Below are 19908 nucleotides of genomic sequence, written 5' to 3' on the forward strand. Positions count from 1 at the left end.
CCGGACCGCATTCCCGGCGCTCCCGGCGCCCTCGGACCGCCCCCGCTCCCCCCTGTGAAGCCCCGGCCCCCCGCCGGGGGCCCGGCCGCCCCCGGAGTGCCCTGCCGCGGAGTCCGGGCCGATCCTTTCCAGGCGGTATTTACTTCGTGCCCCGGTCCGCAGGACGCTGATCTCCAGCGGGGGACGGCCCCGCCGGGGCCTTCCCGGCGGGCGGGCACGGGCATCCGGAAGGGCTGGCGCATGGGGCCGACTGTCGCGATCATCGGGGCCGGGTTCGCCGGCCTGTGCATGGCCATCCGGCTGCGGGAGGCCGGGATCCGCTCGTTCACGGTCTTCGAGCGGGGGCCCGGCGTCGGGGGCACCTGGCGGGACAACACCTACCCGGGGGCCGGGTGCGACGTCCCCTCGCACCTGTACTCCTTCTCCTTCGAGAGGTATTCGAGCTGGACCCGCCGCTACCCCGGGCAGCCGGAGATCCTCGCCTACCTGGAGATGTGCGCCGACAGGTACGGCGTGCGCCCGTATGTCCGGCTGAACACCGAGGTCACGGCCGCCGTGTACGACGAGTCACTGGGCCGCTGGCGGGTGCGGACCTCCGCCGGGGAGGAGCTGTTCGACGTGGTGGTGTCGGCGGTGGGTCAGCTCAGCCGACCCCGCCTGCCGGACATCCCGGGCATGGACGACTTCCGGGGCGCGTCCTTCCACTCCGCCCGCTGGGACCACTCGGCGGACCTGACCGGGCGGCGGGTCGCGGTGATCGGGAGCGGGTCGTCGGCGGCGCAGCTCATCCCGCCGGTGGCCGAGGCCGCGGCGCACCTGGACGTCTTCCAGCGCACCCCCAACTGGGTGCTCCCCAAGCCCGACGGCGTCTTCGGCCCGGCTGCCCGGACCGCGCTGCACCGGGTGCCGTTCCTGCAGCGCGGCTATCGCGAGTGGTTCTACCGGTACACCGAGGGTGTCCTGTACCCGGCCCTGTCCGGCGGGTGGAGCGCCGGGCCGGTGCGGCAGCGGGCCCTGGCCCACCTGCGGGCGCGGGTCCCGGACCCGGAGCTGCGGGCGAAGCTGACCCCGGACCACCCGGTCGGCTGCCGGCGGATCGTCATCGACAGCGGGTTCTACCCCGCGCTGACGCGGCCGGACGTGGACGTCGTCACCGAGCCGATCGTCCGCGTCGCGCCGGGCGGCGTGGAGACGACCGGCGGACTCCGCGAGGCCGACGTGATCGTCTACGCGACCGGCTTCGACGCCACCGGATTCCTGTCGCCCGTCGAGGTGGTCGGCCGCGGCGGGCGCCGCCTGGCCGAGGAGTGGCGGGACGGCGCCGAGGCGTACCTCGGCATCGCGGTGCCGCGCTTCCCGAACCTGTTCCTGCTGTACGGGCCCAACACCAACCTGGGCCACACCTCGATCATCTTCATGATCGAATGCCAGGTCCGGTACGTCATGGGCTGCCTGCCGTACCTGGTAGAGCGGGGGCCGATGGAGGTGGATCCCGCGGCGATGGACGCCTGGCGGCGGCGCCTCGCGGAGGCGATGGGCCCGATGGTGTGGCAGGCGGGCTGCACGAGCTGGTACAAGGACGCGGCGGGCCGGATCGCCACCAACTGGCCCGGCCCGACCACCCTCTACCGGCGGCTCACCCGGGCGCCCCGGCCGTCGGCGTTCCGCTTCGCCCGCTGACGGCCCCGTACGGCCCGCGCCGCGGGTTGCGGGCCTTACCCGTGCGAGAGATCACCCCACGGACCGCACCTCCGTACGGCCCGCGCCGGGTGGCGGGCCGTGCGGGGTGGGCCGTACGCGGTGGGCCGTGCGGGCGCGGCGGGCCGGTTGCCGGTAACGTCGCGGGAACCGAACCGCAACCCCGTGTGAGAAGGGCCCGCCCGTGTCCGTTGACCTCCACCGTGCCGCCGTGGTCGCCGACACCCACAACGACCTGCTGATGGCCGTCACCGCCCGGCCGCCGAAGCAGTGGGCGTCGTTCTTCCGTGAGCGCTGGCTGCCCCAGCTCCAGGAGGGCGGGGTGAACGTGCAGGTGCTGCCGGTCTTCGTGGACGACGGGTTCCGGCCCGAGGGCGCGCTCCGGCAGACGCTGCGCATGATCGAGTGCGCGCACGTCCTCGCCGAGGGCAACGCCGACGCGGTACGGCTGTGCGCCGACGGCGCCCAGATCGACGCCGCGCTCGCCGAGGACCGGATCGCCCTGGTGCTGGCGCTGGAGAGCGCCCCCGGCCTGGACGCCGACGTCGAGCTGCTGTCCACCATGCACCGGCTGGGCGTGCGGGTCGCCTCGATCGCACACGTGGGCCGTACGGCGCTGGCCGACGGCAGCGGCGAGGACGCCACCGGCAGCCGGCTCACCGCGGCCGGGGTGGAGGCCGTCCGGGAGATGGAGCGGCTGGGCGTCATCTTCGACATCTCGCACCTGAGCGCCTCCGGGGTCGCGCACGTGCTGGAGCTGGCCGCCCGGCCGGTGATGGCGACCCACTCCGCGGCACGGGCGCTGCGCGACCACCACCGCAACCTCACCGACGACCAGATCCGCGGCGTGGCCGCGACCGGCGGCGTGGTGTGCGTCAACTTCCTGGCGGCCTTCCTGGCGGACGACCCGGCCGACCACACGATGGACCGCCTGGTGGACCACATCGAGCATGTGGTGAGCGTCGGCGGGATCGACCACGTGGGCCTGGGCCCCGACTTCATGCGCGAGGTCATGACCGACCTCACTCCCCCGTGCTGCGAGGGGTTCAGCTACAGCGGCGTGGACGCCTGGGCGGCCATCCCGGGACTGGCCGGGCCGAGCGGCCTGCCACTGGTCACCGACGCGCTGCTCAAGCACGGGTTCTCCGACGACGAGATCGTCAGGATCGTCGGCGGTAACGTCCTGCGGCTGTTCCGCGAGGAGCTGGGCCGCCCGGCCTAACCCGAAGCGCGGTCCGCGAGGTAGTCCTCGCGCAGCCGGGAGCGGGAGAGCTTGCCGGTGGGGGTGCGCGGCAGCTCGTCGCGGAACTCGAAGATCCGGGGATGCTTGAAACGGGCCAGGCGCGGGCCGAGGTGGTCCAGCAGCTCCTCCGGGGAGGGCCGGGCGCCCGGCGTGGGCTGGACGAGCGCGGCGACGCGGTGGCCCCACTCCTCGTCGGGCACGCCGATCACCGCGACGTCGGCGACCGCCGGGTGCTCCAGCAGCGCCGCCTCGACCTCCGCCGGGTAGATGTTCACCCCGCCGGAGACGATCAGATCGGTACGGCGGTCGCAGAGGAACAGGTAGCCGTCCTTGTCCAGGAACCCGATGTCGCCGGGCGCGTACCACTCGCCGCGCATGCCGGCGGCGGTCTTGGCCGGGTCCTTGCGGTAGGCGAAGCGGCCGAGGCCCGACTTGACGTGGATCATGCCGGGTTCCCCCGGCGGCAGCTCCTCACCGTCGGGGCCGAGGATCCTCGCCTCGAACCCGGGGACGGGGCGGCCGACCGTGCCGGGGCGTCCCAGCCATTCGTGCGGCTTCACGGCGAAGGCGATGGCCGCCTCGGTGGAGCCGTAGTACTCGTAGAGGACCGGGCCCCACCAGTCCATGACGGCCTTCTTGACCGCCACCGGGCAGGCCGCGCCGGTGTGCACCACCTGCCGCAGCGACGACAGGTCGTAGGAGCGGCGGACCTCCTCGGGCAGCCGCAGCATCCGGTGGAACATCGTCGGCACCATCATGGAGTTGGTCACCCGGTGGCGGTCCACCAGCTCCAGCACCCCGGCCGGGTCGAAGCCGGGGGCGATCACCAGGGTGTGGCCCAGGTGCAGGGCGAACGTGGTGTGCGCGCACGGCGCGGAGTGGTACATCGGCGAGGTCACCAGGTGGGTCTCGTCGCCCGGCCGCAGGTCGCAGACCTCGCCGAGGAACCAGGTGACGGCGGGGACGGCTGCCTCCGGCTCGGCGCCGGACAGCCGCCGCTGGACGCCCTTGGGGAAGCCGGTGGTGCCGGAGGTGTACCACATGACGGATCCGGCAGTCCGGTCCGCGGGGTCGGTCACCGGTTGCCCGGCGGCCAGGGCGGCGGCGCCGGGCAGCGCTCCCGCCACGGGGTGGTCCGGTCCGGTGACCACGACCCGGGCGTCGCAGTCGGCGAGGATGTAGGCGATCTCCGCGTCCGTCAGGTGCCAGTTGACCGGCACGTAGTACAGGCCGATCTGGCCGGTGGCCATCAGCATGACCACCTGGTCCAGGCCGTTGGGCAGCACCCCGGCGACCACGTCGCCCCGGGTGAGGCCGCGGGCGCGCAGGCCGTGCGAGACCTGGTTCACCCGGGCGAGCAGCTCGTCGTACGAGGTGGTCGTGCCGTCGGCGTCGATCACCGCGCGGCGTCCCGGGTCGGCGCGCGCGATCCGGTAGAAGCCGGGGAGCGCGGTGATGTCGGGCATGGGTCCTCCCGGTGCCGTCGGCCGACGGGACGCGGGCGGAGCCCCGGCGTACGGCGAGCACCCCTCTTGTCCCGTTTGTAGTAGAGATGCGCACGGTGGTGTCCGGCGAAACCGGAAAGGCGGGACGGGGAGCGGCTAGGGTTCCGATGTGGCACGGGGATTCGGGCGTCTGCGGCGTGACGACCTGCTCCGCGCGGCCTGCGGCGTGATCGCCGCCCGGGGGTTCGGGCACACGCGCACGGCCGACATCGCGCGGGCCGCGGGGGTCAGCCAGGCGCTGCTGTTCTACCACTTCGAGACGAGGGAGAAGATGCTCGCGCAGGCCCTCGCCTACGCGGCCGAGCGGGACCTCGCGGCCCTGGAGCGGCTGGAGGCGTCGGGCGGCTCCCCGCCGGAGCGGCTGCGCGCCCTGCTGGCTCTCTACTCCCCCGGTGGCCGGCCCACCTCGTGGACGCTGTGGATCGACGCCCGGGCCGAGTCGGTGCGCGACGCCGACCTGGAGGCGATCTGCCGGGAGACCGGCCTGCGCTGGCGGCGGGCGCTGCGCTCGGTCGTCGACGAGGGGGTCGGGACCGGTGCCTTCGACTGCGCCGATCCCGACGGCGCGGTCTGGCGGATCATCGCGCTCGTCGACGGCCTGGCCGCCCAGGTGACCGCGCATCGGCGGTTGCTGACCCGGGCCCGGCTGGCAGAGCTCGTCCGCGCGTCCGCCGAGCTGGAGCTGGGTCTGCCGCGTGGCGCGCTGTGCTGAGCCGCCCGCCGGGCCACCACCGCCCGCCCGGCGACCGCCTCCCGCCGGGCCACCAGCGTCCACCGGGTGACCGCCTCCCACCGGGCGACCGCCGTCCGCCGGGTGACCGTCTCCCGCCCGGTGACCGCCGTCCGCCGGGTGACCGCCGCCTGCCGGGCAGCACGACCATGAGCATGGCCAGGGCGATGAGCCCGCCGCCGACCAGGAAGGTGCCGGTGAGCGGCTCGCCGTACGCCACGACGGCCAGGGCGGTGACCCAGAGCGGCTGGGCCGACAGGATCACCGCGGCGGGCACCGGCGGCACGTGGAGCTGCCCGAAGGAGCGGGCCAGGAAGCCCAGGGCGCAGGCGACGACCGACAGGTGGCCCAGGACCGCCCAGTCGGCCGGGGTGGCGGGCAGGGTGAGGCCGTCCGGCACGGCGAGGATGCCGGTCATGAGCGCGATGGTGCCGAGCTGGATCACCGCGATCGGGTACGCGTCGCGGCGGGCGTCGGCGTAGCCGCCCAGCACCAGCGTGTGCGCCGCGTACAGCACCGCCGACAGCAGCGTGACGGCCAGCGCGGGCAGTGAGACGTCGCCGCCCTCGGCCTCCTTCAGCAGCGTGAAGGCCGCCATCGCGGCCGTCGCGAGCGCCACCGCGACCCAGGTGCGGCCGGTGATCCGGGCGCCGGTCAGGATCAGCCCGAGGATGGGGGTGATCACCACGTAGGAGCCGACGGCGAAACCCGAGACCGAGGAGGGCAGGTCGTGCAGGGCGACCGCCTGGGCGGTCTGGCCGACGCCGAACAGCAGGCCGAGCAGGACTCCGGTCAGCCACGTCCGCTCCGGCAGTCTCCGCAGGCAGCCGGGGCGGATCGCGACGAGGACGAGCGTGGCGATGCCGTACCGCTCGGTGAGCAGGTCGGCCACGGGCACGCGGGCGATGAGGTCCTTCATCAGCGGAAAGGCCGAGCCCCAGGCCGCGCTGACGAACAACAGGAAAACGGTTCCCAGGAGGGGACGGGGGGCGGACACCGCTGTCATACCCGGAAGGATTACATCACGCTCAGCGACAAAGACGTCACCGGATGAATCGGAGTGGCCCGAATACTCCTCTGAGGAAGGCCGTTCTACCGGTGTGAGACACCTGGCACCCCAGACTGAGGTTTTTGGAGGCTTACGGGTGTTCCGTCCGCTTGCCGGGTAGGGCCCGGAGGGCGCCGGGAGATGGTCGGAGACGCTGGGAGGCTGGTTCATGAAGACGGCGATCGTGACCGGGGGCGCCTCCGGCATCGGGCTGGCCCTCGCCCGCGAGCTGCGCGGACACGGCGTCCACGTGGTGGTCGCCGACTCGGACGGCGAGGGAGCCGAGCGTGCCGCCGCCGAGCTGGGCTGCGCCGGGGCGGCGCTGGACGTCACCGACGCGGACGCGGTCCGGGACCTGGTGGCGAAGGTCCGGGCCGGCCACGGCCGGCTGGACTTCATGTTCAACAACGCCGGGATCGCGGTCGGCGGCGCCGCCGAGGAGTTCGGCCTCGACCACTGGAACCGCGTGATCGACGTGAACCTGCGCGGGGTGGTCCACGGCGTCCACGCGGCCTACCCGGTCATGATCGAGCAGGGGTTCGGCCGCATCGTCAACACCGCGTCCGTGGCGGGGGTGTTCCCCGCGCCGCTGATGCTGCCCTACACCACGGCCAAGCACGGGGTGGTCGGGCTGTCGCTCGCGCTGCGGGCCGAGGCGGCGGCGCACGGGGTGAAGGTGCACGCGGTCTGCCCGGGTTTCACCGACACCCCGCTGTACGACCGCGTCAACCCCGGCCTGCCGCAGACCGCGGTCAGCGCGAACGCCCGGCGCTCGGCGGAGCTGGTGGCGCCCTTCCTCTACCCGGCGGAGACGCTGGCCCGCGACGTCATGCGGGGCGTCGCCCGCGACCGGGCGCTCATCGTGGCCCCGGCGTCGGGCCGTACGGCCTGGCTCCTGACCCGGCTCTCACCCGCGCTCGCGGTCCGGACGGCCTCACTCGGCGTCCGCCGCCTGCTCCGCGGCTGACGACCGGCCCCTCCGGCGGCTCACGGGCTCAGGCCCCGTGAACCGTACGGGATCCCCCGTCGGCTCAGGCCCCGTACGCCGCACGGGGTCCCTCGTCCTTCGCCGGGCCGCCCGGAGGCGCCGTCGAGGATCGGGTCAGGAGCCGCGGACCACGGTGTTCCCGCGGGTGGGAGCCGTCACCGGATCACCCTCCGCCCTTGAAGGAGCACTGCTCGCCCAGTCCCAGGATCTCCTTGACCGATCCCAGCGGGTGGATCTTGTCGAGGATGCAGACCTGGTCGACGCTGTTGGACACGCCGGGCAGTCCGCTCGCGGCCCGGGCCACGGCCGAAGGGTCCGCGCCCGCCCTGATCCGGGCGCGGAAAGACTCGGGCATGTCCCCGGGGTGTATCGCCTTCACGAGCTCGGGATGGTCGTCCTCGTTCTGCCGCCGGAAGTCCTCCCAGGCCTGTCGCCGGTCCTGGAAGGCGACGCCCTCCACCTCGGGCCGGGCCTCCAGCGTCCGCCGGAGGTTCTCCCGTTCCGTCTCGGTGATCCCGCGGCCTTCGCAGCCCGGAAAGGGATCGCCGTCCTTGCAGAGGAAGACCGAGACCTCGGGCGTCCCGGACGGCGCCGTGCCGCTCATGGTCATGGCGACGATGCTCTCCTGCGGCCCGGAGGAGAGGGAGACGAGCCGTGTCACCCCGAAGGCCGTCGCGGCGACGGCCAGGGCGACGGCGACGGTCCTGATCGGGCCCTTCCCGAAGGCGCGGCGGGACCGTGGCGCGGGCAGGGGACGGTGATCATCCCCTACGGTCTCCGCCGAGTCGGCCGGATCGGTGACCCGTTCTCTCCACCGCAGCGCGACCGCCCGGCGGCGCAGGACCGACCGGGAGCCGTTGAGCACGCAGGTCCTGACGTAGGCGAGCGTCGTGACGCCGGGCCGCCACGTGCCGTGCAGCCGGGCGAACACGTCCTGCACCACGTCCTCGGCCGTCTCCCGGTCGCCGACGAGCAGTACGGCGAGCCGGACCAGGCTGAGCCGGTGGTCGCGGTAGAAGGCGACGAGCTCGGTGCCGGCGTGTAAGGCTGGAGGAGCCGGCACCGAATGTGCCCGCTCCTCCAGTCGTAAGATTTCACCATCCATGCCCTGAGAACGCGCGCCCCCGCCGATCCGCTGCTTCTTCACCCGAGATGATCCGCGGATTCACGGGCTCACGGGCTCGCTCAGGGGAAAGTACTCGAACCAGTCGAAGTCCGCCGGGTTCCGGGTCGCCTCCGGGCCGCCCGCGGCGTACATGCCGATGTAGGCGCCGGTGAAGCCGCCCGCGACGGTCGTGCTGAGCACCCGCCCGTCCACCGCGTCACCGAGGGGCAGCCACCGCCCGGGGGTCGTGGCGTAGCGCATCCGGTACTCCTGGCCCCTCGCCTCCACCCCGAGGAACAGCCTGCCGCCGGGCACCGGGGCCGTGGCGAGCACCTCGTCGGCGCCGGCGTGCCGGCGGACCACCTCCAGGCCGCGCGCCGACAGAACGTAGCGGATGTGGAAGTCGTCGTTCTGCATCAGCACCAGGCCCGCGCACCCGTCCCCCGCCGGGGTGAAGTCGAGGGCGGTGTGCGCGGCGAAGTCGCGGTGGCACTGCCTGCGCGCCACCAGGCTCGGCGCGGCCCGCTCGGCGAGGGTCCGCGGGCCCGGCCGCAGCCTCAGGTGGCCGGGCCGCTCGGTCAGGCTCCAGTACGGCTCGCGCGGGGTGCGCAGGTGGTTCCAGCACGGCGCGAGCCGTTCCGCGTCGAAGTTGTCGCAGACGGGTTCGGCGGGCCAGCGGTGCTCGGGCAGGCCCGGCGCGGCCGCCTCGGGTTCGACCTGCTCGGCGAGCGGCCAGCCGTCCTCCCAGCGCACCCGGGTCAGGAAGGTCTCCCGGCCCAGGTTGTAGTGGTATCCGCCGTAGGGGCGCATCGCCAGCAGCACCATCCACCACTCGCCGTCGGCGGTCCGCACGAGGTCGCCGTGGCCGGTCCCGACGATCGGGTGGCCGAGGCCGAGGTGGCGGTGGGTGAGGATCGGGTTGCGGGGGTTGCCGCGGTACGGCCCGGCGACGTCGTCCGAGCGGGCGACGGTCACGGCGTGGTCGTGCGCGGTGCCGCCCTCGGCGATCAGCAGGTGGTAGTGGCCGTCGACCTTGTAGAGGTGCGGGCCCTCGGCCCAGACGGTGTCCTTGAGCGCGCCGTCCCACAGCACGGTCTCCTCGCCGGTGAGGGTCATCGTGCCGAGGTCGAGCCGGCGCAGGAAGATCTCCGTGTGGCCGAGGTCGTTCGTGGGGCGGGTCGCGGTGACCCAGGCGGTCCCGTCGTCGTCGAAGAACAGCGACGGGTCGAAGGCGCGGGGCAGGTCCAGCGGGTACGGCTCGCTCCACGGGCCCGCCGGGTCGGTCGCGGTGACCACGAAGTTCTCCAGGCCGGCCTCCGGCGGCCCGTCGACCAGCGTGGTGATCATGTAGAAGACGCCCTCGTGGTGCCGGAGCGTCGGGGCGTAGATCCCGCCGCTGGGCTTGGTCCCGTCGAGCGGGAGCTGGGAGGGGCGGTCCAGGACGTGGCCCAGCGGCCGCCAGTGCACCAGGTCGCGGCTGTGGAACACCGGCACCCCGGGGAACCACTCGAAGCTCGACGTGACCAGGTAGTAGTCGTCGCCGACCCGGCAGATCGAGGGGTCGGGGTGGAAGCCGGGGAGGATCGGGTTGGCGAACGTCCTCGCCGCGCCCGCCGTACCGAGAACGCCCGCCGTACCCGTCGCGCCCGGACCGCCCGCCGTCACCGGGCCGCCAGGTTGGCGGCGAGCAGTTCGAGCAGGGGTTCGCGGCGGACGCAGGCCGGCAGCGCGAAGGAGTCGGCCAGCGCGACCAGTTCCTCGTCGGACAGGCCGCGGAACAGCGAGGCGTACTCCGGCAGCATGGCCTGGGCGATGAGGATGTGCCGGATGAGGTCGTCGGTCTGGTACCGGGCGCCCCACGGGTAGGGGTCCCAGCCGGGGAACTCGGTCTCCAGGAGCGCGTGCAGCGGCGCGAGGATGTCGGCGGACTCCTCCATGGTGGAGCCCCACCGGTCGGCGCCGAGCCGCGTCTTCTTCGCGATGAACGGCCCGAACCGCTCCATGTACGGACCCGCGGCGTGCACCAGCCCCTGGAGCCCGACGTCCTTGTAGGTCCACAGGGACCAGCCCGCCTCGTGGGCGTCGTAGATGTCGAGCTGGTCGCGCAGGATCTGGTACCGCTGCTCGTCCACGGCGGGGTCGCCGGTGTAGACGGGGCCGAACTCCCCGACCCACAGCGGCGTGCCGGTCTGGCGCTGGAAGGCGGTGCGCCGCTCGAAGGTCCGCTCCAGCTGTTCGCGGTCCACCCACTCGCCCCGGGTGCGGCCGGGGTACGGCCCACCGTGCGCGAACCCGGCCAGGGCGTAGTCGTGGCAGACGAAGACGGTGTTCTCGTAGACCTCCCGGAAGACGGAGAAGTCGGTGGAGTAGGTGTTGCCGTCGAGGAACAGCACGTGGCCGGGGTCGACCGCGCGGACGGCCTTGACCAGGCGGTCGTAGAACGGCCCGACGACCGTTCCCGTGGGGTCGGCGGGCTCGTTGACCGGGTTGTAGCCGGCCACCCACCGGTGGTCGCGGTAGCGGTCGGCGATCGCCTCCCACAGGTGCACCACCCGGTCCTGGAAGTGCCGGTGCCGCCAGAACGACGCGATGTGGGTGGGGTTGTCGGAGTGCCAGTGCTGGTTCTGCGCCCCGGGCAGCGCGTGCAGGTCGATGACGCTGTAGATGCCGTGCTCGCCGAGCAGGTCGACGACGCGGTCGAGGTGGCGGAATCCCCGTTCGACGACCTCCATCGGGCGGTCGTCGGACTCCAGGTGATGGTAGTTCACCGGGATGCGCACGCAGTTGACGCCGAGGGAGGCCAGCAGCGCCGCGTCGCCGGGGCCGAAGAAGGAGGTCAGCAGCCGGTCGAAGAACAGCTCGGCCCGGTCCTCCCCCAGCGCCTCACCCACCGCGCGGCGCATCTCCGACTCGGTGGAGGGGTAGCCGGTGATGAAGTTCTCCATGTTCAGCCAGCCCCCGAGGCCGACGCCGCGCAGCCGTACCGCGGCGCCCTCCGGGTCGACGAGCCGGGATCCGGAGACACGCAGGGTCATGGATTCTCCTTGTGCGACGGTCGCCGTCCGCCGAGCGGGCGCCGAAAGCGGTTCTTTGAAACTTTCATGAGACAATTGAAGTTTTCAGAGCCGGGCGATACGCGGAACACGCATATCACTCGAATGATCCGTTCGGGTGGAACCGCGGGCATGGCGCACCGGGCGGGCGGTGAGCCGAAAGGTTTCGGCTACACTCCTGGGCATGCCAGCGAAGAGGCGGGTGACGATCGCCCTCATCGCCGAGGAGGCGGGGGTTTCCGTCCCCACGGTGTCCAAGGTCATCAACGGCCGGCCGGAGGTCGCCGCCGAGACCCGGCGGCGGGTCGAACGGCTGCTGCACAAGCACGGCTACCGGCGGCGCGTCAGCCAGAGCGACGGGCCGGCCGGGCTGATCGACCTGGTCTTCTCCGAGATCGAGAGCCCGTGGGCGATGGAGATCGTCCGGGGCGCCGAGACGGCCGCCCGCGAGGCCGACGCCGGCATCGTGGTCTCGGTGCTGCACACGCACGCCGGTCCCGGCCGTGACTGGCTGGAGCGCATCGCGGCCCGCCGTACCGACGGCGTGGTCGTCGTCGCCTCGAAGCTGTCCGCCACGCTGCAGGGGCAGCTCAACGCCCGCGCGACGCCGTTCGCCGTCGTCGACCCGGAGGGCGAGCCCGCGCCGGGCGTCACCTCGGTCGGCGCGACCAACTGGAACGGCGGGCTGGCCGCCACCCGGCACCTGCTGGAGCTGGGGCACCGCAGGATCGGGATGATCGGCGGACCGGCCGACATGCTGTGCAGCCGGGCCAGGATCGACGGCTACCGCGCGGCGCTGGAGACCGCGGGCGTGGCCGTCGCGCCGGAGCTGATCCGCCACGGCGACTTCCTGGTCGACTCCGGCCGCGACCACGGGCACTCGCTGCTGTCCCTGGACGATCCGCCCACCGCCATCTTCGCCGGCAGCGACATGCAGGCGTTCGGGGTGTTCGAGGCCGCCCGGCGGCGCGGCCTGCGCGTCCCGGACGACCTCAGCGTGGTCGGCTTCGACGACCTGCCGCTGGCGCGCTCGGCCTGGCCGCCGCTGACCACCGTCCGCCAGCCCCTTCAGGACATGGCGGCCGCGGCCACCCGGATGGTCCTGGCCATGGGGCGGGGCGAGCCGTCGCAGGCCCGGCGCGTGGAGCTGGCCACCGAGCTCGTCGTGCGCGAGAGCACCGCGCCGCCCCGGGCCGAGCGGGGCTGAGGCGCCCGCGGGAGCGTCATGCCCCGGGGCCGCGGGGGCCGCGCCGTACTCCGGTTCCGTCCGTCCCGGGGCGCCCGGGAGGGTGCCGTGTCCCCGATCCACCGGCCGTCAGCCCTTCATCGCGCCGGCGGTCAGGCCGCTGACGAGCCGGCGCTCGGCCAGGGCGTAGAACGCCAGCGCCGGCACCATCGCGACGGTGACGTAGGCCAGGACGCGCGCCCACTCGGTGGCGTACTGCCCCTGGAACTGCTGGACGCCGAGCGGGAGGGTCCACCAGGAGGGGTCGTTGAAGACGACCAGCGGCAGCATGAAGTTGTTCCAGCTCCCCACGACCGCGAGCACCGACACGGTCGCCAGCGCCGGGCGGGCCATCGGCAGCAGGATCTTCCAGAAGAACCCGAACGCGCCGCACCCGTCGAGCGTCGCCGCCTCCTCGATCTCCCCCGGGATGCCCCGGAAGAAGCCGCGCAGGATGATGATCGTCATCGGCAGGCCGAAGGCGGCCTGCGGCAGCACGACCCCCAGCGGGTTGTCCAGCAGGCCGGCGGCCCGCAGCAGGACGAACAGCGGCAGGATCGCCACCGCGAACGGGAACATCAGCCCGACCGTGAAGATCGTGAAGAACAGTTCCCGCCCCCGGAAGGCGAACCGGGCGAAGACGAAGGCGGCCAGCGCCGACACGCCGACGACCACGAACGTCGTGGCCAGCGCGATGAGAACGCTGTTGCCGAGCTGGCGCCAGAACGACGGGGCGGTCAGGACGTCGGCGTAGTTGGAGAAGACCCACGGCGACGGCAGGCCGACGGGGTTGGTGGACAGCTGGACGGTGTCCTTGAACCCGCCGAGCAGGCCGAAGGCGATCGGCACGATGACGAACGCCCCGACCGTCACGGCGATCGCGTGCAGCCCCAGGGACCGCGGCCGGGCTCCGGCGCGGGAGGGGGCGGGCCGCCGGTTCAACGCTGGCTCCGCATGGCGGTGATGGCTCCCTCGGTGTCGCGGCGCATGACGTACCGCTGGTAGACGAGTGCGAAGACGAGGCTGACCGCGAACATCACGACGCTGATCGCGTTGGCGTAGCCGACCTGGTAGCGCTTGAAGCCGAACTGGAACATCGTGACGGCCATGGTCTCGGAGGAGTGGGCCGGTCCCCCGCCGGTGAGGACCCAGACCAGGTCGAACAGCTGGATCGCCCCGATGACGGACAGGAAGACGCTGATCCGGATCGTCGGCCCGAGCAGCGGCAGCGTGACGTACCGGAACACCTGCCAGCTCCCCGCGCCGTCGATCTGCGCCGCCTCGGTCACCTCGTGCGGGATGCCCTGGCGGCCGGTCAGGTAGAGGATCATGTGGAAGCCGAAGTACTTCCAGGTCATCACCAGGAAGAGGGACGGCATGACGGTGGACGGGTCGGAGAGCCAGCCCGACTCCAGCCCCACCGTCCCCAGCACGAGGTTCGCCAGGCCGCCGTCCGGGGACAGGATCATCGAGAACAGCACCCCGGTGATCACCTCGGAGAGGATGTACGGGGCGAAGAAGATCATCCGGTAGACGGCCCGGCCGCGCATGCGCTGGTTGAGCAGCATGGCGACGCCGAGGGCGAACGGGAGCTGGACCACCAGCGACAGGACGATCAGCACCGCGCCGCGCCACAGGTCGCCGAGGAAGACCTCGTCGGCGAACATCCGCTCGAAGTTGGCCGTCCCGACGAAGTCGTCCGGGAGGCCGCGCAGGCCGTTCCACTTGAAGACGCTCGTGTAGATCGCCACGAGGATCGGGGCCAGGACCAGCAGGCCGAACAGCAGCAGGGCCGGGAGCAGGAACGCCGCGATCGTCAGCCGGCCCCGGAGCCGGTGCCCGCGCGGCGGCCGGGGCGCCGCCGCCCCGGCCGCCGCCGTGGCGGCCGGGGACGGCGCCCGCCGCTCCCCTGGCGGGGGCGCGAGCCGGGAGGTGTCTTGCGCCGCCCTCATCTACTCGGACTTCGCCGTCTCGGTGATGGCCTGCGCGACCTGCTCGGGCGTCTTCTTGCCCGCGATCAGCTCGGCGACGCTGTCGTTGACCTCCTGCCCGACGGCCGGTGGGTAGGCCTGGTCGAGGTAGAGCTGGAAGCCGCTCGCCGACGACAGCGCCCTGGCCACCGTCGCCAGGTTCGGGTCCTTGACGGCGTCCTCGGCGCCCTTCAGCACCGGCAGGACCGCCCCGGACGCCACCACGTCGCGGTGGTTCTTCGCCTCGGAGATGAACTTCAGGAAGTCGAGCGCCTCGGCGGGCGCGTCCGTGCCGACGGCGTACCCGCCGCCGCCGCCGAAGGCGTCCGTCACCTTGCCCGCCCCGCCCTCGACGGCCGGGAAGGGGAAGAAGCCGAGGTCGTCACCGAGGCCCTTGCCCGCCTCGTTCTCCACCGACGGCGCCCACTGGCCCATCAGCTCCATCGCCGCCTTGCCGTTGCCGACGAGCGCGGCCTGGCCGTCGGGGGTGTTGTACGCGGCGCCGAGGAAGCCCTTCTGGAACGGGTCGAGGTCGGCGAGCTCCTTCAGACGCCGGCCGGCCTCCACGAAGGGGGGCTTGGTGAAGTCGTGGTCGGTCGCCGCCTGCTGCAGGGCGGCCAGGCCGCCGATCCGCATGGCGAGGTAGGCCCAGTAGTAGTGGCCGGGCCACTTCTCCTTGCCGGCCAGGGCGATCGGGGTGATGCCGGCCGCCTTGAGCTTCTTGACGGTGTCGACGTAGGCCGACCAGGTGGCGGGCGGCTCGGTGACGCCCGCCTTGGCGAACAGCGCCTTGTTGTACCAGAAGCCGACCATGCCGATGTCCGCCGGGATGGCGTAGGTCTTCCCGTCGACCTGGTACGGCTGCAGCGCGGCCGGGGTGAACGAGCCCATCCAGGACGCGGCGTCGGCGCTCAGGTCCTTGACCAGCCCGGCGTCCACCTGCTGCTTCAGGACGCCGCCACCCCAGGTGGTGAAGAGGTCGGGCGTCTTGCCCGACTGGTTCAGCGTCGTCATCCGGGCCTTGAACGCCTCGTTCTCGATGGGGAGGTTCTTGATGACGACGTTCGGGTGCTGCTTCTGGTACTCGGTGGCCATGCGCGCCAGGAAGGACTTCAGCGGTTCGGTGGTCCCGATGTTCCACCACTCGACCGTGACCTTCCCCCCGCTCCCGGAGGCGGCCTTCGGCTCCCCGTCGCCTCCGCCGCCGCATCCTCCGAGGAGGAGTGTGGCCGCGACCAGGGCTGCCGCGCTTCGCCGTCCCAACGACATCACAGTGGTTCCCTTCCTCGTCTCTCCGGGGGTCGTGCGGGGGCTCCGGACCTGGCCGGCGCCGGACGGACCCGCCCGGCGCCACCGCCGCACCACTGTTGCTGAAAGTTTCGATATTTGCCCGATATTTTCTGGGGCGGCGCCGACGTTACATCGGCGTGACGGCCGGATCAACGGTCGTTGTCGAGACGTTATGGGGTCATCTCCGCACCGCCGCGGGACGGATTCGCGGCGCCGTACGGCCTCCCAGCTCAGGGGCCTTCCCCACGGCGCCCCGGGAGGACGGCTCCGGCCACGGGGGCCGAAAATCCCGGGTGGGTCATGAAAGTTTCAAAGACCGGACGGCGCGAGCCGGTCCCACCTCCGCCGGGCCGCGGTCGTGTCGCGGCCCGGCGGGTGCGGGGCCGGTACCGACCTGTTATCCGTGGCCACCACGGAGGCGGCCCGCGCCCCCGATGCGGGATGCTGTGACCACGGCGATCGGACAGGCGGGACATCCTGTCCGATCGCGCACCCATACCGACAGGAGTGATGACCGTGGCCGGCAACGAGAACAGCACCTATGAGGGATTCACCGCCGAGGAGCGGGCCGCGATGAAGGACCACGCCCAGGAGCAGAAGAAGGCGGCGCGGCGCGCCTCGCGGGAGGAGAAGGCGGCGGAGGCGGAGCGGGACGTGCTCGCGAAGATCGCCGAGATGGAGGACTCGGACCGGATCATGGCCGAGCGCGTGCACGCCGTCATCAGGGCCACCGCCCCGGCCCTTGAGCCGAGGCTCTGGTACGGGATGCCCGCCTACGCGCTGGACGGCAAGGTCGTCTGCCACTTCCAGAACGCGAGCAAGTTCAAGACGCGCTACGCGACGCTCGGGTTCAGCGACGTGGCGAACCTGGACGAGGGCACGATGTGGCCGGTCGCCTTCGCCCTGACCGAGGTGACGCCCGAGGTGGAGGAGCGGATCACCGCGCTGGTGAAGCAGGCGGTGAGCTGAGGCCCGCCCCCGCTGAGCGGCCGGGTGCGCCGGACCGGCGCCCCGGCCCGCATGTCCTGCGCTTCCCGGCCCGCCCCCGCCGCCGTGGCGGACGCGCCGCGGCGCCGCCTCCTACCGGACGGCTCCGGGCACGAGGCCGAGACCGGCCAGCGCGGCCTCCCCGGCGGCGGCGTGCTCGCCCCCGGCGAGCACCAGCGTGCGCGCCGCCTGGTAGCGGCAGCCGGCCGCCTCGAACGCCGCGGCGGCGGCGAGCCGCCGGGGCAGATCGCCGTCGAGCAGCGCCTCCGCCCGGTCCACCTGGGCGGAGGCCACCGGGTTTCCGGCGGTCACGCTCCGGGCCGAGGCGATCCGGTCCCGGGCGTCCCGGTGCCCGGCGAGCACCGCCGACTCCGCCCGGAGCGCCGCGTACCAGTGGAGCCAGATCCAGGAGACCCACTTCCACACCTGCTCCGGCTCGGGCGCGACCCGCTCCAGCGCCGCGTCCACGTCTCCGTGGTGGAGCAGGACCGTGGCGTCGAAGACCGCGCCGTAGCCCCGGCGGTGCTCCGGCCCCGTGCCCGCCTCCTCCACGATCGCGAGCCAGGTCCTCCGGGCGTCGTGGTCGCCGCGCAGGCCGTGGATCATCGCGACCGACGCGGCGGCGGGGCCGAGGGAGAAGGACCGCCCGCGGCCGCTCCGCTCCCACGCGTCGAGGAACCGCGCGCTGCCGGCGAGCACCTCGCCGGCGTCGCCGGTGAGCGCGTCGGCGACCAGGAGCCAGGACGTGGCGTGGTGGCCCGCCTCGGCCAGCAGCGGATGACCGGCGAGCCGCCCGCCCCACCGGCGGGCCTCCGGCAGCTCGCCGACGCCGAGGGCGGTCCCGGCGGCCATGGCGAGGGCGTCGACCAGCTCGTGCGTGCCGGCCGGGGTGTCGATCAGCTCACGCGAGCCGGCCGGGGAAGACGTCGGTTCGTGCGAGCCGACGGGGGAAGGCGTCGGTTCGTACATGCCGACGGGGGAAGGCGCCGGTTCGTGCGCGCCGGCGGGAGAAGGCGGCGCGGAGGTCAGGACGTCGATCCGGCGCCGGGCGGCGGCCGCGGCGGCGAAGGGTTCGCCGGCCCAGCTCCGGGCGCCGGAGAGCGCGTCGAGGGCGGCGGACTCCGCCACCGGGTCGCCCGCGCGCCGGGCGAGCTCGACCGCCCGTTCGGCGAACCCGATCGTCTCCCGCGCGGTGTTGTCCGCGTCCCCCTGGACCGCACCGAACGCGTCCGCGACCACGGCCGCCTCGGCCAGCGCTACGGCCGCCTCGGCGGCCGGGGCGTCGCCGGCCAGCTCCCGCGCCTCCGCGAGGAGGGCCGCCGCCTCCTCCGCGGAGGGGACCCGGGTGAACGAGCTGGAGAAGCGGTACGCGACGGTGGCGGCGGTGGCCAGGTCACGGCCGGCGCCGACGGTGTCCCCGGCCCGGCGGGCGGCCTCCGCGGCGGCGCGGTGCAGGCGGAACATGTCGTCGCCGAGCCCTCGGCACCCGGCCACCGCGGCGGCGTGCCGCAGCGCCACGGCCGCGGCGCCGGCGTCGGCGTCGGCGAGCCGGGCCGCCTGCTCCAGCCGCTGCTGGGCCTCGCCGAGCAGGTTGCGGGTGAAGGCCGGACCGGCCAGGGACAGGGCGAGCCGGTGGGCGTCCGCGCGCCGCTCCGGCTGCTCGGCGGCCCAGGCGAGGGCGGCCCGCATGTCCTCGGCCACGGCGTCGAACCGGGCGCGCCGGTCCGCGCCGCCGGCTCCCGCGAGGGCGTCCGCACCGGCCAGGCACCAGCCCAGATGCCGGGAGCGGACGTCCGTCAGCTCACCGGCGCCGGTGAGCCGCTCCGTCCCGTACTGGCGGATGGTCTCCAGCGCCTGGTACCGGGTGCCGGTCGCGGACGGCGTCACGGCGAGGAGGCTGTGCTCGGCGAGCCTGCCGAGCCCGTCGGCGACCCCGTCCCGGTCCAGCGGGGCGAACCCGGCGACCCCGGCGGCCGCGTCGGCGGTGAACGGCGCGACGAACACCGCCACCCGGCGCAGCAACGCCTGGTCCGGCGGCTCCAGCAGGTCGTGGCTCCAGTCCAGCACCGCCCGCACCGACCTGTGCCTGTCGTTCGCGCGGGGCCCCCCGGCGAGGATCCGCAACTGGTCGGAGAGCCCGGCCACGAGGCCGTCCAGTCCGAGCGTGGAGCACCGCGCCGCCGCCAGCTCGATCGCCAGCGCCATGCCGCCGAGCCGTTCGCAGACGGCCACGACCCCCTCGCCCACCTCCGGGCCCGGCAGCCGGCCGGCGGCCGCCGCCCGGTCCAGGAACAGGGCCACCGCCTCGGAGTTGTCACCACCGGCCCGCGACAGCGGCGGGACCGGGAACACCCGCTCGAACGGCACCGTCAGCCGGGCCCGGCTCGTCACGAGCACCCGCAGCCGCGGGCAGGCCGCCAGCAGCCGCTCCAGGAACGGCGCCACCCCGTCACGCACCTGCTCGCAGTTGTCCAGCACCAACAGCGCCCGGCGGTCCGCCAGCGCGGCCGGCACCGCGTCGTCGATGCCGCGTCCGGGCTGCTCGCCCACGCCCACGGCCGCCGCGACCGCCGCCCCCACCCGGCCCGGCTCGGTGACCGGGACCAGGTCCACGAACCACACCCCGTCGGGGAAGTCGCCGGCCACGTCCGCCGCCACCGCGAGCGCGAGGCGCGTCTTGCCCACCCCTCCCGGGCCGGTCACGGTCACCAGCCGGTGCGACGTCACCGCCTCGGCCAGCTCACCGCGTTCCCGGATCCGGCCGATGAACGCCGTCAGCGGCGCCGGCAGGGCGGGAGCCGGGCGCGGCTCCTCGGTTCGGGCGAGCTCGGCCGCGTGCCGGGCGAGCGCCCGCCGGTCCGGCAGTCCCAGCTTGCGCAGCAGTGAGGAGACGTGCGACTCGGCCGTCCGCACGGAGATGAACAGCCGCGCGGCGATCTCCGCGTTGCTGAGGTGCTCGCCGAGCAGCGTGAGCACTTCGGCCTCGCGAGCCGAGACGGCCGGGGCCTGGATGACTGGACCGGGCATCGGACCATTATCCGTACCGGGTTCCGTGGTCGGTACGGA

At 73.6% G+C, this 19908-nt stretch carries 14 protein-coding genes and 1 pseudogene; 6 read left to right on the top strand and 9 right to left on the bottom strand.

The features are described from left to right. The first annotated feature begins 240 nt into the window (after positions 1-240). Positions 241-1680 (top strand): flavin-containing monooxygenase, encoded by a 1440-nt coding sequence (locus IEZ10_RS05905; RefSeq protein ID WP_189245424.1) that lies wholly within the window; start codon positions 241-243, stop codon positions 1678-1680. Between the two features lie 202 nt (positions 1681-1882). Continuing rightward, positions 1883-2920 carry a dipeptidase gene (locus IEZ10_RS05910; protein WP_189245425.1) on the top strand — a complete coding sequence of 346 codons (1038 nt, stop codon included), beginning with the start codon at positions 1883-1885 and terminating at the stop codon, positions 2918-2920. On the opposite strand, the gene IEZ10_RS05915 is transcribed toward IEZ10_RS05910, so the two are convergent. Then, on the bottom strand, positions 2917-4407 hold the full coding sequence (locus IEZ10_RS05915) for an AMP-binding protein (protein WP_189245426.1): 1491 nt from the start codon (positions 4405-4407) through the stop codon (positions 2917-2919). The genes IEZ10_RS05910 and IEZ10_RS05915 overlap by 4 nt on opposite strands. Positions 4408-4555: 148 nt before the next feature. Here IEZ10_RS05915 and IEZ10_RS38725 point away from each other — a divergent pair, with 148 nt between their 5' ends. Then, complete coding sequence (locus tag IEZ10_RS38725) at positions 4556-5158, top strand: TetR/AcrR family transcriptional regulator (protein ID WP_229810985.1); 603 nt, start codon at positions 4556-4558, stop codon at positions 5156-5158. A 172-nt stretch (positions 5159-5330) separates the two neighbouring features. Here IEZ10_RS38725 and IEZ10_RS38730 read toward each other — a convergent pair. Beyond that, positions 5331-6431, bottom strand: a pseudogene (locus IEZ10_RS38730) (DMT family transporter); the annotation flags it as partial. On the opposite strand from IEZ10_RS38730, the gene IEZ10_RS05925 reads away from it, so the two are divergent. Then, positions 6394-7191: an SDR family NAD(P)-dependent oxidoreductase gene (locus IEZ10_RS05925; RefSeq protein WP_189245428.1), complete on the top strand. Its 798-nt coding sequence runs from the start codon at positions 6394-6396 to the stop codon at positions 7189-7191. The pseudogene IEZ10_RS38730 and the gene IEZ10_RS05925 overlap by 38 nt on opposite strands. Before the next feature lie 184 nt (positions 7192-7375). Here IEZ10_RS05925 and IEZ10_RS40230 read toward each other — a convergent pair whose 3' ends face one another. The 3 genes from IEZ10_RS40230 to IEZ10_RS05940 all read right to left on the bottom strand — a co-directional run bounded on the left by IEZ10_RS40230 (position 7376) and on the right by IEZ10_RS05940 (position 11352). Further along, positions 7376-8275 (bottom strand): permease-like cell division protein FtsX, encoded by a 900-nt coding sequence (locus IEZ10_RS40230; protein ID WP_308426247.1) that lies wholly within the window; start codon positions 8273-8275, stop codon positions 7376-7378. Positions 8276-8377: 102 nt separating this feature from the next. Beyond that, entirely contained in the window at positions 8378-9982 is a 1605-nt protein-coding gene (locus IEZ10_RS05935) for a glycoside hydrolase family 43 protein (protein WP_189245430.1), read from the bottom strand. Beyond that, positions 9979-11352, bottom strand: a complete 1374-nt coding sequence (locus IEZ10_RS05940; RefSeq protein ID WP_189245431.1) for a glycoside hydrolase family 5 protein — start codon at positions 11350-11352, stop codon at positions 9979-9981. Before IEZ10_RS05940 ends, IEZ10_RS05935 begins: the two co-directional genes overlap by 4 nt. Before the next feature lie 202 nt (positions 11353-11554). Here IEZ10_RS05940 and IEZ10_RS05945 point away from each other — a divergent pair, with 202 nt between their 5' ends. Then, on the top strand, positions 11555-12577 hold the full coding sequence (locus IEZ10_RS05945) for a LacI family DNA-binding transcriptional regulator (RefSeq protein ID WP_189245432.1): 1023 nt from the start codon (positions 11555-11557) through the stop codon (positions 12575-12577). A 108-nt stretch (positions 12578-12685) separates the two neighbouring features. Here the strand turns inward: IEZ10_RS05945 and IEZ10_RS05950 are convergent, their stop codons facing one another. The 3 genes from IEZ10_RS05950 to IEZ10_RS05960 are packed head-to-tail and all read right to left on the bottom strand — an operon-like array spanning position 12686 to position 15828. Beyond that, a complete protein-coding gene (locus IEZ10_RS05950; RefSeq protein WP_189245433.1) occupies positions 12686-13537 on the bottom strand; it encodes a carbohydrate ABC transporter permease in 852 nt (283 codons plus the stop codon). After that, positions 13534-14547: a carbohydrate ABC transporter permease gene (locus IEZ10_RS05955; protein ID WP_189245434.1), complete on the bottom strand. Its 1014-nt coding sequence runs from the start codon at positions 14545-14547 to the stop codon at positions 13534-13536. Before IEZ10_RS05955 ends, IEZ10_RS05950 begins: the two co-directional genes overlap by 4 nt. After that, positions 14548-15828 (bottom strand): extracellular solute-binding protein, encoded by a 1281-nt coding sequence (locus IEZ10_RS05960; RefSeq protein ID WP_373287373.1) that lies wholly within the window; start codon positions 15826-15828, stop codon positions 14548-14550. It lies immediately after the preceding gene. A gap of 537 nt (positions 15829-16365) precedes the next feature. Here IEZ10_RS05960 and IEZ10_RS05965 point away from each other — a divergent pair. Then, on the top strand, positions 16366-16824 hold the full coding sequence (locus IEZ10_RS05965; RefSeq protein WP_189245436.1) for an iron chaperone: 459 nt from the start codon (positions 16366-16368) through the stop codon (positions 16822-16824). Between the two features lie 111 nt (positions 16825-16935). Here IEZ10_RS05965 and IEZ10_RS05970 read toward each other — a convergent pair whose 3' ends face one another. Then, on the bottom strand, positions 16936-19869 hold the full coding sequence (locus IEZ10_RS05970; RefSeq protein ID WP_189245437.1) for an ATP-binding protein: 2934 nt from the start codon (positions 19867-19869) through the stop codon (positions 16936-16938). Between the last annotated feature and the right edge of the window lie 39 nt (positions 19870-19908).

Origin of the sequence: Streptosporangium pseudovulgare (assembly GCF_014648055.1) — a bacterium.
Taxonomy (GTDB): Bacteria; Actinomycetota; Actinomycetes; order Streptosporangiales; family Streptosporangiaceae; genus Streptosporangium; species Streptosporangium pseudovulgare.

What these genes read in the sequence shown, in the direction of transcription:
- IEZ10_RS05945 (WP_189245432.1), top strand. Translation starts at nt 11,555, where the DNA reads ATGCCAGCGAAGAGGCGGGTGACGATCGCCCTCATCGCCGAGGAGGCG.
- IEZ10_RS05925 (WP_189245428.1), top strand. Translation starts at nt 6,394, where the DNA reads ATGAAGACGGCGATCGTGACCGGGGGCGCCTCCGGCATCGGGCTGGCC.
- IEZ10_RS05965 (WP_189245436.1), top strand. Translation starts at nt 16,366, where the DNA reads ATGACCGTGGCCGGCAACGAGAACAGCACCTATGAGGGATTCACCGCC.
- IEZ10_RS05970 (WP_189245437.1), bottom strand. Translation starts at nt 19,869, where the DNA reads ATGCCCGGTCCAGTCATCCAGGCCCCGGCCGTCTCGGCTCGCGAGGCC.
- IEZ10_RS05940 (WP_189245431.1), bottom strand. Translation starts at nt 11,352, where the DNA reads ATGACCCTGCGTGTCTCCGGATCCCGGCTCGTCGACCCGGAGGGCGCC.
- IEZ10_RS05955 (WP_189245434.1), bottom strand. Translation starts at nt 14,547, where the DNA reads ATGAGGGCGGCGCAAGACACCTCCCGGCTCGCGCCCCCGCCAGGGGAG.
- IEZ10_RS05915 (WP_189245426.1), bottom strand. Translation starts at nt 4,407, where the DNA reads ATGCCCGACATCACCGCGCTCCCCGGCTTCTACCGGATCGCGCGCGCC.
- IEZ10_RS05905 (WP_189245424.1), top strand. Translation starts at nt 241, where the DNA reads ATGGGGCCGACTGTCGCGATCATCGGGGCCGGGTTCGCCGGCCTGTGC.